Origin of the sequence: Klebsiella pneumoniae subsp. pneumoniae HS11286, assembly GCF_000240185.1 — a bacterium.
Lineage (GTDB): Bacteria > Pseudomonadota > Gammaproteobacteria > Enterobacterales > Enterobacteriaceae > Klebsiella > Klebsiella pneumoniae.
The window spans coordinates 3,411,311-3,430,125 of sequence record NC_016845.1 but is presented as its reverse complement, the minus strand read 5'-3'; the positions used below and the strand labels follow the sequence as shown (position 1 = coordinate 3,430,125).

Below are 18,815 nucleotides of genomic sequence, written 5' to 3'. Positions count from 1 at the left end.
GTAAGAAGGCTCTTTTGCTGTCGATGCATTCAACGTTGTTGGGAATAAGGATCGGGAAACCGATCCTTAACTTATCAGCAGTGGCGGTGATGGCGTTTTAATGAGGGCGCCAGGAGATGCTCAGGAGGGGATGATAAAGTCTGCAAATATATCTATGGACTTAATATTGTTACTGAGGATCTTTTTTTTGGCTGCCATTGTCCATGAAAGCGAAGATCCCCTTTATGATAGCCATTATCCAGAATATAAGACGGATGAGTTCTGCTGAATCCCTATTGTCAAAACACGCCTGACCACAGTCACTACCGCTGAACCCCATCGTCGTTGATAAGCGAATCAGGGAGCTGGGATGTCGTTACTTATTGTTGGTAATGGGGACATGCTGCTGCATCAATTCAACGATCCAGTCAATAAAAACGCGCAGCTTGGCGTTGACATGGCGGTTCGGTGGAAACGCCAGGTACAGAGGCATTGGGCTAATCCGCCATTGTGTAAATAATGGAATCAAAGCGCCAACGGCCTGATGCGCTGCCGCCATATAGTTGGGCAGCGCAATCACGCCTAAGCCAACTAACCCAGCTTCGAGGTAAGCATTGCCATCATCCACGGCAAGTACGTAGTTGCCCGTGATTTCAATACGTTCATTCTCACTGCACAGTACCAAAGGATCAATCTTACTGGTGCGCGAGGACAAGAATCCCACTATGCAATGGTCAGTATTTTGCAGCTCGCGCGGGTGTGCGGGAGCGCCAAGGCGTTCCACATAGCTGGGGGCGACGTAGACGCCGATTTGCAAATCGCCGACATGGCGTGCGATTAGGGACTGGTCGGTGATTTGACCACCGCGCAGAACGCAATCCACGTTGTCGCCGATCAGATCCACTTCCCGGTCGCTCACACCCATGTCGATCTGGATATCAGGGTAGCGGGCGTGGAAAGCCGGTAGCGCCGGCACCAGAATAAGACGGGCCAGCGGACTCGGTACATCCACCCGTAGCCGTCCCCTGGGCGTCATCGCCGCACTGGACAGGCTGTTTTCAGCATCCTCCATGTCCGCCAGCAGACGAATGACGCGTTCGTAGTAGACCGCGCCATCGGGAGTCACACCGAGCTTGCGGGTGGTGCGATGGAGCAATCTGACGCGCAGGCGCGATTCCAGCTGCTGAATGAGTTGCGTCACCGTGGTTTTGCTCATATGAAGCGTTTGGGCAGCCTTCGTGAAGCTCCCTGCCTCTACCACCCGAGCAAAGGCGCGCATTGCATCGAAACGATCCATTTCTTATCCTGTCTTTCATCGATTGTTTGGATATTACAAACAATGAGGGACAAAGTCGCTTGTTTATCCGCCCGATCTCGTCGTTGTACAGTGTCTTTACATTCACCGGGCTGATTTCGCCCCAGCATAAAGGTACAAACATGACAGCACGCGAAGCCGTTTTTCCCTTCGGTCGTCAGGCGCTCTATGAGCGCAATCGTTATTCACCGGCCATCAAATCCAATGGTTTCTTGTTTGTTTCGGGGCAGGTGGGTAGCCACGAGGATGGTTCGCCTGAGCACGATCTGAAAGCACAGGTCAGGCTGGCGTTCAAAAATCTTAATGCTGTGCTCGCAGCGGCGGGCTGCACGTTTGAGGGCGTGGTTGATGTTACCCTCTTTGTCGTCGATCCTGAGTCAAATCTCGACGCTATCTGGAGTATCCTGCCAGAATATTGGGGAGAAGCGCCTTACCCTACGCTGACCGGGATCGGCGTGACGTGGCTTTATGGATTTAAGTTCGAGATTAAGGTTATTGCCAGGCTACCCTAAGCGTTACGGGTCTTTCCGCCAGTGGAAAATGCATTTGGGCAGCCCGCGCTGTCTGTAAAGATAACTGCCGGATCGGGATCGTCTGCTACGCAGCGGCAGACCCAGCGGTTACCGCCGGATCGAAAGTCTGTAGCCATAAGGTTGGGAGCAGCATCGCTGCTTTTCACCTGCGGGGATCACATACGGAACCTTGGACGGTACCTACGGTACGATGCTGCTTATACCCGCTGGCGGAGAGATGTCAGAAGCGGCGGTGTTGCCGATCTTTTTTGGAACCGCGCATTATTGCCTTACACCCAGGTATGGTCCGGCACGGTTAAACCGCCTTTATTTAAGCCTTTGCGGGAGCGTGGGGCTCACGGCCGTTCAGCTTGCCTCATAGCAAGAAAATAGCACCTACACCAGGATAAGATTGCATGCTTGGGGAGCGGAGAGGAGCACGGAAAGCAAAAATCCCGCTCAGGTTTCCCTGAGCGGGATTTTTAAATTTGGCTCCTCTGACTGGACTCGAACCAGTGACATACGGATTAACAGTCCGCCGTTCTACCGACTGAACTACAGAGGAATCGTGTGAACGAGGCGCATACTACTGGCCTCGCATTTTTGTGTCAACACTAAAATTAAACTGCTGATTCAAATGGCTAAATTTAGCTCAACACGTTGTTTTAGTGAACAATGCGCCGATCGCCTTCGTCCTGCAGGCCATTCTCACGTCTACGCGCCAGCGGATCCTGGCGGTAAAAGTGGCAAAAACGCTGCCACAGGGCCGGGAAGCGAGGCGCGAACAGTTCAGGCGCACTGAAAAAATATTCCGAGAGGACAGCAAAGCATTCTGCGGGATCGGTGGCGGCATAGGCGTCAATACTGGCGGCGCTTTCGCCTACCAGATCGATCTCATCCTGAATGTTGTTCATCGCGGCGTGGAGATCATGCTCCCAGCCGGCAACTTCACGCAACGGGATAAGCGGCACGCCGCTGGCCCGGTCGCCGTTCCGCGTATCAAGCTTATGCGCCACTTCATGCACCACAAGGTTAAAGCCTGACGCATCAAAAGAGTCTTGAATATCCAGCCAGTTCAGCACTACAGGACCCTGTTGCCAGCTTTGTCCCGACTGTACCACCCGCTGGTTGTGGACCAGACCAATATCATCCTCCCATTCATCATCGACGATGAAAGGGGCAGGGTAGATCAGCACTTCATGGAAGCCATCCAGCCACTCAATGCCCAGCTCAAGCACCGGCAGACAAAAGAGCATAGCAATGCGCGCCTGATGCAGCGGGGTCAGCTCCAGCCCCTGCAATGCCACCAACCGCTTTTGCTGTAAAAAACGGGCAGCCATCTGCGTGAGCTTGTGCTGCTCAGTGGACGAAAGATGGGCTAAAACCGGAATGGCAAGCGCTTGCTCCCAGGGCATCTCTGCGTTGCCGGACTCATCATCTGCTTTCCAGGGCCATTTAAACATCATATTGCTCGCAAAGTCGTCACTTGAACACAATTACCGAAACGGGAGCTATTAAAATGCCAAAGATCCTGGCATTATAGCAACCATCACAGCGGAGAGATGCCGGAGCGGCTGAACGGACCGGTCTCGAAAACCGGAGTAGGGGCAACTCTACCGGGGGTTCAAATCCCCCTCTCTCCGCCACTTTTCTTGCTCTAACCTTCCCTTCAATAACACCGTTAGCTTCAGGTATAACGCCTGCGCTGGGGTATCACCATCATCATCGTCCTGGTTTCAGCGTAGAGTCGCGGTAGCGCGCTTTATCCTTTTGGCACCTTATCGCCGCTTTTAGCCCGAACGAGCTTAAACGCATCATAAAGAGGGAAGGTACGCCTGGAAAGCGGCAATGTCGAAAAGAGTGATCTCAACGGAGCGGGAACATAAAAAAGCCCGCTGAACGCGGGCTTTGACGGGGATCAGAACTGATAGACCAGGCCGAGGGCGACGATATCATCGGTCGCGATACCGCTGTTTTTGTAGAAGCGGTCGTCTTCATCCAGCAGGTTGATTTTATAATCCACATAGGTGGACATATTTTTGTTGAAGTAGTAGGTCATGCCCACGTCGACATACTTGACCAGATCCTTGTCGCCGTAGCGAGAATAGGCGTAGAGATCTTTACCCTTCGACTGCAGATAGGCGACGGACGGACGCAGCGGTAAATTAAAGTCGTCGAACTGATACTGCGCGACCACTTCGAAGTTCTGCGTTTTGTTGGCAATTCCGCCAAAACTATCGTTGCCATAGAAGGTCATGTTGCGGGTCTCAGCATACATGGCGGCCAGATAGATGTTATTGGCGTCATATTTCGCGCCGACGGTCCAGGCATCGGCTTTATCGCCGTTGGCATAACGCTGGCTGCTACGCGCGGCCGCCAGCTGGTTATGGGTACGGTCAGAAGACGAATACGCTGCCCCGAAGCTGATGCCCATATCGAGATCGTAGTAGCTGGAGATACCAAAACCGTCGCCATTTTCCCGCGCCAGCTTACGTTTCCCACCGTTATTAGTGCCTTCGCCAGAACCGGCGTTTTCATTATTACCCTGATACTGCAGGGCGAAATGCAGGCCGTCGACGAGGCCGAAGAAATCGCTGTTACGGTAGGTGGCCACGCCGTTAGTACGGCCGGTCATGTAAACGTCGGTCTGGGTGTAGGTATCGCCGCCGAATTCCGGCAGCATATCGGTCCAGGATTCAATGTCGTAGACCACGCCGTAGTTACGGCCATAGTCCAGCGACCCGCAGTCGGCAAACTTCAGGCCGGCAAAGCCGAGACGGGTCCAGGAGTTCGCGCCTTCTTTTTCGCTGGTGTTCGCCTGAATGTTGTATTCCCACTGACCGTAGCCGGTTAACTCGGAAGTAATCTGCGTTTCGCCTTTCAGACCAAAGCGAACATAGGTCTGGTCGCCGTCTTCTGAAGCGTCGTCAGAGAAGTAATGCAGGCCGTCAACTTTCCCGTAGAGGTCCAGTTTATTACCGTTTTTGTTATAGATTTCGGCGGCATTAGCGGCGCTAGCCATTAATAATGCCGGAACCATGAGTGCCAGTACTTTTCTTTTCATTATATATTCCCTTTTAATAATAATTACTATGAATTATGACAATCCCTCCGGAATGACGATCCGATACTAACGACTAAGTTCATCTTTATTTAAAATAAAATATGTAAATAAATAATGTTAAACATTTCAAAATATTTCTAAGTGGTTCTTTATATTAAATTTGGATGTTTGTGCAAAATTTATTATTTTCTTATATAGCAATACCTTATTCTATCTTTGGTTGGTCGTTGTTAATTTTATGAAATAAATTGTACAAATAATAATCAGACGCATTATTCATTATGGAAATTTATTTTTTGTGAATGTAAATATCCAGGGAATTATCAACCCAGCTTGCGATAATTAAGGAATGAATAGCTTTAAGCGTACGGGAGATAATAAGGACATCTCTTCAGCCTGTGCGCATTGGCAGCATAAGTCGCGAGAAGGCGCAGAAGACGAAGATGAAACTGCTGCCTGTGACGCAGGTTAGCGGTATAATGTGATGCGTGTCACGTTTTGAGTGACAGTAGTCTGTTGTGTCACGGAGAGGAATGAGATGGAAGTGCAGGCAAAACGCAGCCCGGGAGGGAAACTTGCGCTCTGGGCGTTGTATGCTTTTTGCGGATATTGTGTCTGGGTCATTGTGCGTTACTGGTGGGTAGTGGGAAAAATTCACAGCGTTCCCGGCGCCAGCGTGGAGGGTGATTTTGGAACAACGGCCGGGAAATGGCTTGGCGCCCTGTTGGGCATGCTGGTCCTCGGCGGCATTGGCTCTATTCTCGGCGCGGTCGTCTGGTATACGCGTCCATCCCGCGGCGAGCAGGATCATCAGCGCTAAAATTGCTATGCTCGAGGCTGACCCGCAGATAAAGGAAAGCCTATGGACCTGGTTGACTGGCAGCAACGATTTGAGCGCTGGATACTGACGCACCATGCGCAGGATGACGCCGCACACGATCTGTCCCATTTTCGTCGCGTCTGGGCGACCGCCACTCAGCTGGCCGCGGGGGAGGAAGTCGACCGGCTGGTACTCCTCACGGCCTGCTATTTTCATGACATCGTCAGCTTGCCAAAAAATCATCCGGAGCGAAGTCGATCCTCGATGATGGCCGCCGAGAAAACCCTCGCCATTCTGCAGTCGGCCTTTGCTGATTTTCCTGCGGATCGTTACCCGGCGGTCAGCCATGCCATCGAGGCGCACAGCTTCAGCGCGGCGATCCCACCGCGCACGCTGGAGGCGAAAATAGTTCAGGATGCCGATCGACTCGAGTCGCTGGGAGCCATTGGTCTGGCGAGGGTCTTCGCTGTCGCCGGCGCTCTGAATACCATCTTGTTTGATGCCGAAGATCCTTTTGCTGATCGGCGGGCGCTGGATGACCGCAAATATGCCCTCGACCATTTCCAGTGCAAACTTCTGCGCCTGCCGGAAACCATGCAAACTGACAAGGGGAAAGCGATGGCGCAGCATAATGCCCGTTTTCTCGTCGAATTTATGGCTAAGCTCAGCGCGGAGCTGCAGGGGGAGCCGCTGGCGCTGGATGAAGCGGTTTTGCGCCGCTTTGCACCGCAGGCGTCAACCGACCGGTGATTTATGGTACTCTCTGCCAAAATCGTCCGCGTTGGTTGAGGATATGCCGCAAAAGTTAAGCAAGGAACACAGGTCGTTGTCGTTGGCTGAACAGGCCGGGGAAGACGCTGAGGCGCTGCTGCGTCAGCTGATGACGATCTACGATGTAAAAACGCTGGTTGCCGAACTGGTGAGCGTCGGCGAACAGCACTGGAGCGCGGCGATCCTCAAGCGCGTGGCGGCGCTTGGCCGCGCGGCGGAGCGTTTGCGCCCGCAGGAAGTTGCTCATCTGGCGACGCTCCTGCCTTCGCCGCCGGCCCATCATCCGCACTATGGGTTCCGTTTTATCGATCTGTTTGCCGGTATTGGCGGGATCCGCAGTGGTTTTGAAGCCATCGGCGGACAGTGCGTTTTCACCAGCGAGTGGAACAAGCACGCGGTACGCACCTATAAGGCCAACTGGTACTGTGATCCGCAGCAGCACCGTTTTAATGAAGATATCCGCGATATTACCCTCAGCCAACGCTCTGACGTTAGCGACGAGGAGGCGGCGCGGCATATTCGCGAATCTATCCCTCAGCATGATGTGCTGCTGGCTGGCTTCCCCTGCCAGCCTTTCTCGCTTGCCGGCGTCTCTAAGAAAAATGCGATGGGCCGTGCGCATGGCTTTGCCTGCGAAACCCAGGGAACGCTGTTTTTTGACGTGGTGAGAATTATCGCGGCTCGTCAGCCAGCGATTTTTGTGCTGGAGAATGTCAAAAACCTCAAAAGCCACGATCAGGGGCGCACCTTCCGTATCATCATGCAGACGCTGGATGAGCTGGGATATGAAGTAGCTGACGCGGGGCATACCGGGCCGGATGACCCAAAGGTGATTGACGGGCGCCATTTCTTGCCTCAGCACCGGGAGCGCATCGTGCTGGTGGGTTTCCGTCGCGATCTGCAGCTGCATGCTGGATTTACGCTGCGCGACATCGCGGCGCAGTACCCGGCGGTGCGGCCAACATTTGGCGAGCTACTGGAGCCGACGGTCGATGCGAAATTTATTCTTACGCCGGTGCTGTGGAAATATCTTTATCGTTATGCCCGCAAGCATCAGGCGCGGGGCAATGGCTTTGGTTATGGCCTGGTTGACCCCGCCAATCCCCACAGCGTGGCCCGGACGCTTTCTGCCCGCTACTATAAAGATGGTGCCGAAATTCTCGTCGATCGCGGCTGGGACCGGCCGCTCGGTGAGAAGCATTTTGACGATCCGCTGAATCAACAGCGGCGCCCTCGCCGGTTAACGCCGCGCGAATGCGCCCGGCTGATGGGCTTTGAATCCCCGCAGGGGGCGCGTTTTCGCATCCCGGTATCGGATACGCAGGCCTATCGTCAGTTTGGCAACTCGGTGGTGGTTCCGGTCTTCGCCGCGGTGGCGAAACTCCTGGCGCCGCGCATCGCTCAGGCGGTGGCGCGCCGCGAAGCGGATGATAATGATGGCGGATGTTCACGATAAAGCGACGCGCAGTAAAAATATGCGGGCGATCGCCACGCGCGATACGGCGATTGAAAAGCGGATAGCGGCGCTGCTGACCGGGGCGGGATTCACCTTTGTCGCCCAGGATCGCGCGCTGCCGGGACGTCCCGATTTCACTTTACCCGACTACCGTTGCGTTATCTTTACTCACGGCTGTTTCTGGCATCACCATGACTGCTATCTGTTTAAGGTGCCGGCCACCCGCACGGCATTCTGGCTGGACAAAATCGCCGGTAACGTGGCGCGCGACGCCCGCGACCGGCAAAAGCTGGCCGAAGAGGGCTGGCGGGTATTAATCATCTGGGAATGCGCCCTGCGCGGGCGCCTTAGGCTGAGTGATGCGGCGCTCACCGAACGTCTGGAAGAGTGGATCTGCGGCGCCGGACACGACGCGCAGATCGATACGCAGGGGATCCGCGAACTGACGACTACTTCGACACCTTACAAGGAGTAGCCTCGCTGCGGACGGGGAAGAGATATTTCCCCAGCGTCACCAGCACTACGGCGAAAATAATCACCGCCAGCGCCAGCCACTCAATGAGCGACAGGCTCTCGCCGCCGAACCCAGTACCGAGGAGCACCGCGACCACCGGATTAACATAGGCGTAGCTGGTGGCGACCGCCGGGGTGACATTGCGGATTAAAAACATGTAGGCGTTAATGGCGATCAGCGAGCCAAAGATGGCCAGATAGGCCAGGGCGGCGATCCCGGACCAGGAAGGGACGCGGGTTAAGGTTTCACCGCTCAGCCATGAGGCCGCCAGCAGGACGATCCCGGCGGCGAGCATCTCGAATGCCCCCGCCATCATGCCGGTCGGCAGTACGATTCGCGAACCGTAAACCGAGCCGAAGGCCCAGCTTAGGGAACCAATCAGGATCAGCAGTGCGCCCCAGGGGTTGCCGTTCAGGTTGCCTCCGCTGTTGAGCATCACGATACCCGCAAGGCCAATGGCAATGCCCAGCCACTCCAGTTTACGGGTGGCGATGCCGAAAAAGCGGCTGAAGCATAAGGTGAACAGCGGTACGGTGGCGACCATCACCGCCGCGATGCCGGAGGGGACGTGCTGATGTTCAGCCAGCGTCACGAAGCCGTTGCCAACCGCAAGCAGCAACACGCCGATCAGCGCAGCGTTAAGCAGCGGACGACGCGCGGGTAGCTTATGGCCGGTGGCCAGTAGCCACCCCAGCAACAGCACGCCGGCAGCGAGAAAACGAATGCCGGCCATCATTAGCGGCGGCCAGCTGGCGACCCCGACGGCGATAGCGAAATAGGTAGAGCCCCAGATGATATACAGCGCAAACAGCGCCCCGATAAGCGGTAAAAGCTGACGGGTAGACATACTTCCTCACGACGGTGCAGAGATAGAAAGGGGACATATAGTAAACGTGAAAACTATCGTGCTGGCGAGTGGTTAATTTGCGTCAGGTTGTTAAATTTATATTGACTAATTGTACCTTGGGCACCGGCCGTTTTTTAACGCATACTCGAGGGAGACATTGATGAAAAGAGAAGGAAAATCATTTTGGCAGGAAGTAGTCTTTTAACATTACTTGATGATATCGCCACGCTGCTGGACGATATTTCCGTGATGGGCAAGGTAGCGGCGAAAAAAACGGCGGGGGTGCTGGGCGACGATTTGTCTCTCAATGCCCAACAGGTTACCGGCGTGCGGGCGAATCGCGAGTTGCCCGTGGTCTGGGGAGTGGCGAAAGGGTCGTTCGTTAATAAGGTGATCCTCGTGCCACTGGCTTTGTTGATCAGCGCCTTCATCCCCTGGGCGATTACGCCATTGTTGATGCTGGGCGGCGCGTTTCTCTGTTTCGAAGGGGTGGAGAAGGTACTGCACAGTCTGGAAGCGCGGAAACACAAAGAGGATCCTGAACGGCGGCAGCAGCGTCTCGCGGCGCTGGCGGAGCGCGATCCGCTGGCCTTTGAGCGTGACAAAGTAAAAGGCGCGATTCGCACCGATTTTATTTTGTCCGCGGAAATTGTCGCCATTACCCTCGGCATCGTGGCGGAAGCTCCGCTGCTTAACCAGATCCTTATTCTCTCGGGGATTGCGATTCTGGTCACTATCGGGGTGTATGGCCTGGTGGGGGTGATCGTCAAGCTGGACGACATGGGTTACTGGCTGGCGGAAAAACGTAGTGCGCTGGCGCAGTGGCTGGGTAAAGGGCTCCTGGCCGTCGCTCCCCGCCTGATGAAGGTGTTGTCCATCGTCGGGACGCTGGCCATGTTCCTCGTCGGCGGGGGGATAGTCGTTCACGGTATTGCGCCGCTGCATCATGCCATCGAGCACTGGAGCGCGGGGTTGGGTGGGGTGATGGCCTCCACGCTGCCGGTCGTCGCCAACCTGGTGCTGGGTTTTATCATCGGCGCGGTGGTGCTGGCGGGCGTTAAGGCGGTGAGCAGCCTGCGTGGCGCTGGAAAGTAGCATGGCGAAACGCAGCGTAACGGCGCCGCGTGTTCTACCCTGAAAACGCCCCGGGTATCGACAGAGACCGGGGCGCTGACGCCGCGAGGTTTGCGCAACGTACTGCGAGAGAAAGATGGATAAGCCACTGCGGTTGAAGTTAAAAAAGTGCTACCACCTGGCTCGCCCGGCGCATGTGGTTAACGCTTGTTTTATCGCAGTGCTGTTTTTCTCCACGTTGCTGATCTGGCGTGAAATCAATGTCCTGGAAGAGGCCTACGTGGCCAACCAGCGTAACAATCTGGCTAACGTCGCTCATGAAATGGATGGGCTGTTGCAGTTCAACATCGACAGAATGATGTTTTTCGCCATGGGATGCAGGCGGCGCTCGAACAGCCGCTCGATATCGATGTATTGCGTAAGGCCAGCCAACGCTATCTGAGCCAGCGCCATCAGCAGGCCTGGCGGGTGGCGCTACCGAATCGGCGTACGCTGCCGGTGTTTGGCATCTCGGGCAGCGTCGCTGGCCACAACCCTATCCTGCTGGTGGACGATCCGCTGGCGGCTGATGAACTAATGGCGACGCTCGAGCTGGGCTATCTGCTAAATCTGACGCAGCACGATCGCGATTTCGCCGAGCGGATGCAGTATATCTCTCGTAGCGGCTTTTTTACCTCGACCCTGCCGCTGCGGGATGAGTCGCAGGTGATAACGCACTATTCCCAAGCCCTCGGCGCTCCGTGGTTTACCCGCCAGACCCAACGAAATAATCCGGGGCGAGGCGTTATCTGGCAAACCTTTCCTGACGATGACCCGCAGCTGGAAGAGCAGGTGGTCACCGCTTCGATACCGTTGGATTTTGCCGGTTACTGGCGCGGCGTGCTGGCGATGGATTTCTCAGTCAGTGAAATCAAAGCGTTTTTGGTTAGCGCCATGCAGGGGGGACAAGAGGGAGAGTACCAACTTTATGATAGCCATTTGAACCTGCTGGCTTCTTCCGCGCCGGGGAATGTCCTGACCCTGCTGTCGCCGCGCGAGCAGGAGCTGCTGAGCCGCGCGTTTGTCCATGATAACCAGGGAGGGCTGCGTCTGCTGACGCGCTATATCAGCTGGGCCAAACTGCGCAATTTTGACGGCGTGCTGCTGCGGATCCACACTCTGCGGGAAGGCGTCCGCGGGAACTTTGGCACCATCACCATCGCCCTGACCCTGATGTGGGTCCTCTTCACCTTGATGCTGTTGCTCTCCTGGCTGGTGATCCGCCGCATGGTCCGCAACATGAGCGTTCTGCAAACCTCTCTGGAGTGGCAGGCATGGCACGATGCCTTGACTCGCCTGCTCAATCGCGGGGCGCTGTTTGAACAGGCGATGGCGGTAGCCAGCGACTGCCAGCGCAGCGGACGGCCGCTGGCGGTGATCCAGCTCGATCTGGATCATTTTAAGCACATCAACGATCGCTATGGTCATCAGGCGGGGGACAGGGTGCTGTCGATGGTGGCCAGTACGCTGTCCAGCGCGGTTCGGCAGGGCGATCTGCTGGGCAGAGTGGGCGGAGAAGAGTTTTGTATCGTGATGCCGAATACCACCCTGCAGGAAGCAGCGGCGGTGGCGGAGCGATTGCGCCAGCGTATCCAGGGACGGGAAGTCTTTTTGCATAACAACGTGACGCTGCGGGTTAGCGCCTCGTTAGGGGTGAGCGCCAGCGAAGAGCGGGGGGAGTATCAGTTTGAAGCGCTGCAGTCGGTGGCCGATGGGCGACTCTATCTGGCCAAGCAAAATGGGCGTAACCAGGTCTGTTTTCGCAGCGCAGCGTGAGTAAAACGTTTCGATGTCGATTGGCAAAATGAGAATTATCTTAAAGTGATCGCAGGCGATCGCGCTATCGAATGAAACCGGTTTGCGGCTAAGCCTTCTCACATCAGCCTTGCAGCCCGGTCAGTCACCAGGCGCCAACATTCTCAATATTTTGCGTCATGAATATCTCTTGTCATGCAAAATAATTGAGGATAATGTTTCAACGCATCGGATTTCCCGGTGTAACGAATTTTCAAGTGCTTCTTGCATTAGCAAGTTTGATCCCGACTCCTGCGAGTCGGGATTTTTTTCGCCTGCCGCTAACGGTTGGCTTCACTGGCGCTGAAATCGTGAATATCGAGTTCGAATGCCTCCGCCAGCTCACGCCAGGTATGTGACCCGCGGCCATCGATGCTGGCGCGCTGCGGGTCGTCCAGCGTGCGATGGACTTCGCTTTCGCTGATCTCATTTATCGCCGCCAGCAGGGCATCTACGTTGACGTCAAGGTCGTCCCCGGTCTGGCCTGTTAATTGGTGCTTCATCATTACCCCCTCGCTGAGCGTTGCTCAAGCCTCTCTAAGTATAGCCGGTCTAAAAAAGCGCCAGTCACGTGCCGCGACGCTGCGAGTTGCGTGGTTTTGTTCTACACTGGCTGAAAATATAGAGGAGATGATTATGCAGGTGAACGATCGTGTCACGGTGAAGACCGACGGTGGCCCACGTCGATCGGGGGTAGTGCTGGCGATTGAGTCGTTTAGTGAAGGAACGATGTATCTGGTTTCACTGGAAGACTATCCTCTGGGGATCTGGTTTTTTAATGAAATAGGCCACCCGGATGGGATTTTCGTGGAAAAAGAGGTCTCGTAAAACTGAACTGGCGGGAGCGCCGCCAGTTTGTTTCAGCGCATATTTACCTGAATACCGGAGGTGATGTTTTCGGTCAGCCGAACGATATGATAAATCACCTGCTTATTATGCGTTTGTATTTTCTTTTTAATATTGCCTTTATGCGACGATACCGTCTTCGCTTTGATGTTCATTTGCGTTGAGATTTGCGAAGTACCATGCCCGGCCATCCACATTTGCAGCATATTTGATTCTGTTTTACTCAGTGACAATGTCGGTAAAGTTAACTGCCCTACACTGGTGTTTTTGTATTTAAGATAATTAACCAGAATAACATCAAGGTCTTTTGGGGTTATCGATTTTGAACTGATTAGCAGATTCTTCCGTACCCGCAAATAGCGGTCAAAATGGATGTTCGCCAGCGACATAAAGATAACAAACAGCGTCGCCGGGTTTTGCGTAATGATCTGGCGAATAATGCCATTACTTTCATCATCATGCACGAAACAGTCTTCATTCAGAAACACCACCGCCGGGCAACACGACGTACAGTGTTTCTGCAGATCCGCAGCACTGTTGACCTCAACGATTTCCTGTTTTTTAATTCCCCGACTGGTCAGATATCCCGTCAATCCCAACCGGGTATAGCTGCACAAATCCATAATCATCGTTGACATGACCCATCCTCAATCAACACGTAACGATATACACTTCGCACTGGCTGTGCGAAGCAGTCCTTGCGGGCGATAATAATAGTAGGTTTAGAAAGAACCCATTAGCTCCATTAAACTATTCCGCATCTGTGCATATAATTTGCCAGGAAAACTCTTAAAGTAAAGTCAAGAACCGGTAGTGTGACCGAATTAAAAACAAAAAGTGCCCGTAGATGCTATGGTTACGCGCCCAGTATTCTTTTACTTTCTGAATTTCCTTACTTCAAATGAAACCCACGTTAGCGGTTGCTAGCTTGCTCGCTTATCCCTTTGCGGTGGGGGTGGAAGGCTTAACGCTTTAATGCCACAATACTTTTTTATCGGCTTGTGGGATGAATGATGAAAAAGTTATTTTTTGCTGGCATGGTGGTGGCGCTGGCCGGTTGCGTACAGGTTGATCGTTATGAGGACGTCGTTAAAGCGCCGGCGCCGGCTGGCCTTGCAGGTTTTTGGCAAACGAAAGGGCCGCAGAGCGCGATGATGAGTCCTGACGCCATTGCCAGCCTGATTGTCACCAAAGAAGGGGACACCTTCGACTGCCGCCAGTGGCAGCGCGTGATTGCGCAGCCGGGGAAACTGATGAATCGTGACAGTGAGATCTACAACGTGACCGCTTCCCTGGACATCTATCCTGTCGAGCGCGAGGGCAACACGATCTCCTACGATCGGATGACGTTGTCCCGTGTTGAACGTCTCACTCCGGAGTGCGAGAAGGCGTGGGCCAAAGCGCGAGCGACGGGGCCCGTTAGCGCGCCGGCCTCCACGCGCTGAGATTTTGGCGGGCCATAGCTGGCCCGCCCGGCGTCAGGGAACTACAGCACCTCCTCTAACACCCACACGCTCACGCTCCCCCCGTTACATGTAAAGGTCGCGCAGCCTTCGCCATCGGTTTCGACAATCTCTTCCCGGTTACCGAGAAAATCCCGCCAGCGTTTGTTGCCATAGTTTTCGCCCAGCGTCAGCGTCTTTTCGCCTTCATCGCCATTGGACATGATCACCACGCAGCCTGGATCGTCGTCAGTACCGCTACGACTAAAGGCGATGCAGTTAGGATGATCGAACCAAAGGGTTTGCACGCCATGGGCAAAACGCTGACGGGCGTCGATCAGCTCGTGGAGTTGTTCGATAACGGGCATCTCAATGGCATATGTCTCTCCGTCGCCGCCGGTATCCTCATAGGAAGCGCCGAAGAGATCGGCATAAAAGACCGAGGGCACGCCATTCTCCCGCAGCAGGATCAGCGCATAGGCGAGGGGCTTGAACCAGGGTTCAACCGGCGCCTCGAGGGCCTGCAGCGGCTGCGTATCATGATTGGTGACCAGAGTGACGGCATGGAAAGGGTCGGCTTCCACCAGCGTCCCGCTGAAAATCTGGCTCATGTCATAATCGCGGCCCTGGCGTGACGCTTCATGAAATTTCATCTGCAGTGGGGCATCAAACAGCATCGTTTTGCCCTCGACCAGGTCGATATACTGCTGGAGCTTCTCCACTTCATGGGACCAGTATTCCGCTACAATAAACAGCGGCTGCGGGGCCACCTCCTGAACATGCTCGATCCACGCTTTATAAAACCAGGCGGGGATATGCTTGACCGCGTCAAGACGAAAACCGTCGCAGCCGGTCTGCTCCATTACCCAGCGCGCCCAGTATTTGATCTCCTCGGTCACTGCATGATTGCGGAAATCGATATTGGCGCCCATCAGATAGTCAAAGTTGCCGAGCTCATCATCGACCTGTTCATTCCAGCCTTCGCCGGTGTAATCGTTGACGATTTTAAACACACCGTCTTCCGTCGGGTTCTCGATGTGGTCAATGCCGCTAAAACATTTGTAGTCCCAGACAAACTGCGAATACTGTCCGGCGCGCACCGGGAAGGTGTAGCGCGTCCATGCCTCGCACTCAATGATCTCCTCGTCAATTTGCGTACGATCCTGCTCATCGACGCGCTGAACGCGCAGAGCCTCTTTTTCATCAGCGCCCATTTTATGGTTGACAACCACATCCAGCAGTACGGCGATATTGTGCTCCTTCAGGGCGTTGATCGCCGCCAGCAACTGCGCTTTGTCGCCATATTTGGTGGCGACAGACCCTTTTTGATCAAACTCGCCGAGGTCAAAGAGATCGTAGGTATCATAGCCGACGGAGTAACCGCCCGAGGCGCCTTTGTAGGCGGGTGGCAACCAGACCATATTGATGCCGATTTCATTCAGGCTGGGCGCCAGCGCTTCGACCTCAGGCCACAGCTCGCCGCCGGTGGGGTAGTACCAGTGAAAACATTGCAATAAGGTGGGGTTTTTCATCTTCCATGCTCCAGACGTCAACAGGCTGACCTTTGCAGTATGGGAGATATCCAGCAAAAAGGGTGAGGAAAGCCCTGATTTTCGCTATACCCTAAAGCGGATCATATATAATAAATTTGCATAAGATGTAGCGTAACGATGTTGGTGTCAGGGCATTAAGCGCCTTACACTACAGGAAAATCCTAACCTTCGGGGTATCTATGAAATTAGCACTTCTGGGTCGTCAGGCGATGATGGGCGCGATGGCCGTTGTTTTGATGGCTGGCGTCAGCGTGAAAACTTTTGCGGCGGAAAACCTGCTCAATCAGATTAAAGAGCGCGGCACCCTACGCGTGGGCCTCGAAGGCACCTACCCTCCCTTTAGTTTCCAGGGGGATGACGGCAAGCTGACCGGGTTTGAAGTGGAATTCGCTAACGAACTGGCGAAACATCTTGGCGTGAAGGCCGATCTCAAACCGACCAAGTGGGATGGTATGCTGGCCTCGCTGGACTCCAAGCGTATCGACGTGGTGATTAACCAGGTCACTATCTCTGACGAACGTAAGAAGAAATACGATTTCTCCACCCCATATACCGTCTCCGGCGTGCAGGCGCTGGTGAAGAAGGGTAACGAAGGCGTGATTAAAACCGCGGCGGATCTGAAAGGCAAGAAAGTCGGCGTCGGACTGGGCACTAACTATGAAGAGTGGCTGCGTCAGAATGTCCAGGGCGTGGACGTCCGTACCTATGATGACGATCCCACCAAATACCAGGATCTGCGTGTAGGTCGTATTGACGCCATTCTGGTAGACCGTCTGGCGGCGTTGGATCTGGTGAAGAAAACCAACAATACGCTGGCGGTAACCGGCGAAGCCTTCTCTCGTCAGGAAGCTGGCGTTGCGCTGCGTAAAGGCAACGACGACCTGCTGAAAGCGGTAGATGGCGCGATTGCAGACATGCAGAAAGATGGCAGCCTGAAGGCGCTGTCCGAGAAATGGTTTGGCGCTGACGTGACGAAATAACGGACAGCGGTGAAAAAAGGCGCTCCTGGAAGCGCCTTTTTTTATTTAGCGCGTAACTGTGTGCATAATGAAGCATAACTGAGTCAGGAGGGGCCATGTCACTGCAAAACTTAACCCGCTTTCCGCGCCTGGAATTGATCGGCGCGCCGACGCCGCTGGAGTATCTCCCGCGTCTGTCCGATCACCTTGGGCGCGAAATTTTTATTAAACGTGATGATACGACGCCGCTGGCGATGGGGGGCAACAAACTGCGTAAGCTGGAGTTTCTCGCCGCCGATGCGCTGCGCGAGGGCGCGGATACCTTAATCACCGCCGGCGCGATCCAGTCTAACCATGTGCGTCAGACGGCGGCAGTCGCTGCGAAACTGGGACTGCATTGCGTGGCGCTACTGGAAAATCCCATCGGCACCAGGGCGGAGAACTATCTGAGCAATGGCAACCGTCTGCTGCTGGATCTCTTTAACACCCAGGTTGAGATGTGTGATGCCCTGACCGATCCCGCCGCCCAGCTCGATGAGCTGGCGACCCGCATTGAGGCGCAGGGGTATCGTCCGTATGTTATTCCGGTCGGCGGCTCCAATGCCCTCGGCGCGTTAGGCTATGTGGAAAGCGCACTGGAAATCAGCCAGCAGTGCGAAGACGCGGTGGCGATCTCGTCAGTCGTGGTCGCCTCCGGCAGCGCCGGCACCCATGCCGGATTGGCGGTCGGCCTTGAACAGCTGATGCCGCAGGCGGAACTGATTGGGGTGACCGTGTCGCGCTCGGTCGCTGACCAGTTGCCGAAAGTGGTGGCGCTGCAGCAGGCCGTGGCCAACAGTCTCGAGCTACAGGCGAAGGCTGAAATTATACTGTGGGATGACTACTTTGCCCCAGGATACGGTACGCCAAACGAAGATGGGATGGCCGCTGTGAAGCTGCTGGCGCAGCTGGAAGGTATTTTGCTCGACCCGGTCTATACCGGCAAAGCGATGGCCGGGCTTATCGACGGCATCACGCAGAAGCGCTTTAAGGATGAAGGGCCGATACTGTTCGTCCACACCGGCGGAGCGCCGGCGCTGTTTGCCTATCATCCTCACCTCTAATACAGAAACGACAGCATGCAAGAAAGTATCCAACTGGTCATTGATTCCGCCCCTTTTCTGCTGAAAGGGGCCGTCTTTACGCTGCAGCTGAGCATTGGCGGGATGTTTTTCGGCCTGGTGCTGGGCTTTATCCTGGCGCTGATGCGCATGTCGCCAGTCTGGCCGGTAAAATGGCTGGCGCGCATGTATATCTCCATTTTCCGCGGCACGCCGCTTATCGCCCAGCTGTTTATGATCTACTACGGCTTGCCGCAGTTCGGCATTGAGCTTGACCCGATCCCGGCGGCGATGATCGGCCTGTCGTTGAATACTGCGGCCTATGCGGCGGAAACGCTGCGCGCGGCCATCGCCTCGATTGATAAAGGGCAATGGGAAGCGGCGGCCAGTATCGGTATGACGCCCTGGCAGACGATGCGTCGGGCCATTTTACCCCAGGCGGCGCGGGTCGCTTTGCCGCCGCTGTCGAACAGTTTTATCAGCCTGGTAAAAGATACCTCGCTGGCGGCAACGATCCAGGTGCCGGAGCTGTTTCGTCAGGCGCAGCTAATCACCTCGCGAACCCTGGAGGTCTTCACCATGTATCTGGCGGCCTCCCTGATCTACTGGGTAATGGCGACAGTGCTCTCCTCGCTGCAGAATTATTTTGAAAACCAGCTGAACCGCCAGGAGCGTGATCCGAAATGAGTGCGATAGAAGTGAAAAGCCTGGTAAAAAATTCCATGGCCAG

20 protein-coding genes and 2 tRNA genes are annotated in these 18,815 nt (G+C 54.9%); 13 read left to right on the top strand and 9 right to left on the bottom strand.

The genetic code is table 11. The features are described from left to right. Positions 1-355: 355 nt before the first annotated feature. Positions 356-1,276 (bottom strand): LysR family transcriptional regulator, encoded by a 921-nt coding sequence (locus tag KPHS_34560; protein ID YP_005227756.1) that lies wholly within the window; start codon positions 1,274-1,276, stop codon positions 356-358. Positions 1,277-1,416: 140 nt separating this feature from the next. Between KPHS_34560 and KPHS_34550 the strand changes: the two genes are divergently transcribed. Then, positions 1,417-1,806: a RidA family protein gene (locus tag KPHS_34550; RefSeq protein ID YP_005227755.1), complete on the top strand. Its 390-nt coding sequence runs from the start codon at positions 1,417-1,419 to the stop codon at positions 1,804-1,806. A gap of 489 nt (positions 1,807-2,295) precedes the next feature. Here KPHS_34550 and KPHS_t00420 read toward each other — a convergent pair. Next, a tRNA-Asn gene (locus KPHS_t00420) sits at positions 2,296-2,371 on the bottom strand. A 100-nt stretch (positions 2,372-2,471) separates the two neighbouring features. Beyond that, a complete protein-coding gene (locus KPHS_34540) occupies positions 2,472-3,272 on the bottom strand; it encodes a DgsA anti-repressor MtfA (protein YP_005227754.1) in 801 nt (266 codons plus the stop codon). Positions 3,273-3,362: 90 nt separating this feature from the next. Between KPHS_34540 and KPHS_t00700 the strand changes: the two genes are divergently transcribed. Then, positions 3,363-3,452: transfer RNA gene (locus KPHS_t00700), tRNA-Ser, on the top strand. Between the two features lie 272 nt (positions 3,453-3,724). Here the strand turns inward: KPHS_t00700 and KPHS_34530 are convergent. Further along, complete coding sequence (locus KPHS_34530; protein ID YP_005227753.1) at positions 3,725-4,870, bottom strand: outer membrane pore protein S1; 1,146 nt, start codon at positions 4,868-4,870, stop codon at positions 3,725-3,727. A gap of 391 nt (positions 4,871-5,261) precedes the next feature. Continuing rightward, a complete protein-coding gene (locus KPHS_34520) occupies positions 5,262-5,528 on the bottom strand; it encodes a hypothetical protein (protein YP_005227752.1) in 267 nt (88 codons plus the stop codon). On the opposite strand from KPHS_34520, the gene KPHS_34510 reads away from it, so the two are divergent. The 4 genes from KPHS_34510 (at position 5,514) to KPHS_34480 (ending at position 8,392) form a co-directional block, all read left to right on the top strand. Beyond that, positions 5,514-5,690 (top strand): putative outer membrane protein N precursor, encoded by a 177-nt coding sequence (locus KPHS_34510; RefSeq protein YP_005227751.1) that lies wholly within the window; start codon positions 5,514-5,516, stop codon positions 5,688-5,690. The genes KPHS_34520 and KPHS_34510 overlap by 15 nt on opposite strands. 42 nt (positions 5,691-5,732) lie before the next feature. Then, the gene (locus KPHS_34500; RefSeq protein ID YP_005227750.1) at positions 5,733-6,440 is read left to right on the top strand and encodes a phosphohydrolase; all 708 of its coding nucleotides are present in this window, start codon (positions 5,733-5,735) and stop codon (positions 6,438-6,440) included. Between the two features lie 76 nt (positions 6,441-6,516). Then, a complete protein-coding gene (locus KPHS_34490) occupies positions 6,517-7,917 on the top strand; it encodes a DNA cytosine methylase (RefSeq protein ID YP_005227749.1) in 1,401 nt (466 codons plus the stop codon). Next, positions 7,898-8,392 carry a DNA mismatch endonuclease, patch repair protein gene (locus KPHS_34480; RefSeq protein YP_005227748.1) on the top strand — a complete coding sequence of 165 codons (495 nt, stop codon included), beginning with the start codon at positions 7,898-7,900 and terminating at the stop codon, positions 8,390-8,392. Before KPHS_34490 ends, KPHS_34480 begins: the two co-directional genes overlap by 20 nt. Here the strand turns inward: KPHS_34480 and KPHS_34470 are convergent. Then, positions 8,367-9,278: a putative transmembrane protein gene (locus KPHS_34470; RefSeq protein YP_005227747.1), complete on the bottom strand. Its 912-nt coding sequence runs from the start codon at positions 9,276-9,278 to the stop codon at positions 8,367-8,369. The two genes, KPHS_34480 and KPHS_34470, sit on opposite strands and share 26 nt — an antisense overlap. Positions 9,279-9,461: 183 nt before the next feature. Here KPHS_34470 and KPHS_34460 point away from each other — a divergent pair, with 183 nt between their 5' ends. Both KPHS_34460 and KPHS_34450 read left to right on the top strand, forming a co-directional pair. Continuing rightward, on the top strand, positions 9,462-10,373 hold the full coding sequence (locus tag KPHS_34460) for a DUF808 domain-containing protein (RefSeq protein ID YP_005227746.1): 912 nt from the start codon (positions 9,462-9,464) through the stop codon (positions 10,371-10,373). 354 nt (positions 10,374-10,727) lie between these two features. Further along, on the top strand, positions 10,728-12,167 hold the full coding sequence (locus KPHS_34450) for a cellulose biosynthesis regulator YedQ (RefSeq protein YP_005227745.1): 1,440 nt from the start codon (positions 10,728-10,730) through the stop codon (positions 12,165-12,167). A 299-nt stretch (positions 12,168-12,466) separates the two neighbouring features. Here KPHS_34450 and KPHS_34440 read toward each other — a convergent pair whose 3' ends face one another. Continuing rightward, positions 12,467-12,688 (bottom strand): YodD family protein, encoded by a 222-nt coding sequence (locus tag KPHS_34440; protein ID YP_005227744.1) that lies wholly within the window; start codon positions 12,686-12,688, stop codon positions 12,467-12,469. 133 nt (positions 12,689-12,821) lie between these two features. Here KPHS_34440 and KPHS_34430 point away from each other — a divergent pair, with 133 nt between their 5' ends. Next, a complete protein-coding gene (locus KPHS_34430; protein YP_005227743.1) occupies positions 12,822-13,013 on the top strand; it encodes a protein DsrB in 192 nt (63 codons plus the stop codon). 32 nt (positions 13,014-13,045) lie between these two features. Here KPHS_34430 and KPHS_34420 read toward each other — a convergent pair whose 3' ends face one another. Further along, positions 13,046-13,669, bottom strand: coding sequence for a positive regulator for ctr capsule biosynthesis, positive transcription factor (locus KPHS_34420; protein ID YP_005227742.1), 624 nt, complete (start codon positions 13,667-13,669; stop codon positions 13,046-13,048). Between the two features lie 372 nt (positions 13,670-14,041). On the opposite strand from KPHS_34420, the gene KPHS_34410 reads away from it, so the two are divergent. Further along, positions 14,042-14,476: a lipoprotein gene (locus KPHS_34410; RefSeq protein ID YP_005227741.1), complete on the top strand. Its 435-nt coding sequence runs from the start codon at positions 14,042-14,044 to the stop codon at positions 14,474-14,476. Between the two features lie 41 nt (positions 14,477-14,517). On the opposite strand, the gene KPHS_34400 is transcribed toward KPHS_34410, so the two are convergent. Then, on the bottom strand, positions 14,518-16,062 hold the full coding sequence (locus KPHS_34400; RefSeq protein ID YP_005227740.1) for an alpha-amylase: 1,545 nt from the start codon (positions 16,060-16,062) through the stop codon (positions 14,518-14,520). A gap of 143 nt (positions 16,063-16,205) precedes the next feature. Between KPHS_34400 and KPHS_34390 the strand changes: the two genes are divergently transcribed. From KPHS_34390 to KPHS_34370, 3 genes are all read left to right on the top strand, one after another. After that, a complete protein-coding gene (locus KPHS_34390) occupies positions 16,206-17,006 on the top strand; it encodes a cystine transporter subunit (protein YP_005227739.1) in 801 nt (266 codons plus the stop codon). A 95-nt stretch (positions 17,007-17,101) separates the two neighbouring features. Next, positions 17,102-18,088 (top strand): D-cysteine desulfhydrase, encoded by a 987-nt coding sequence (locus KPHS_34380; RefSeq protein YP_005227738.1) that lies wholly within the window; start codon positions 17,102-17,104, stop codon positions 18,086-18,088. Positions 18,089-18,103: 15 nt separating this feature from the next. Further along, positions 18,104-18,772 (top strand): amino acid ABC transporter membrane protein, encoded by a 669-nt coding sequence (locus KPHS_34370; RefSeq protein YP_005227737.1) that lies wholly within the window; start codon positions 18,104-18,106, stop codon positions 18,770-18,772. The last annotated feature ends 43 nt before the right edge of the window (positions 18,773-18,815 follow it).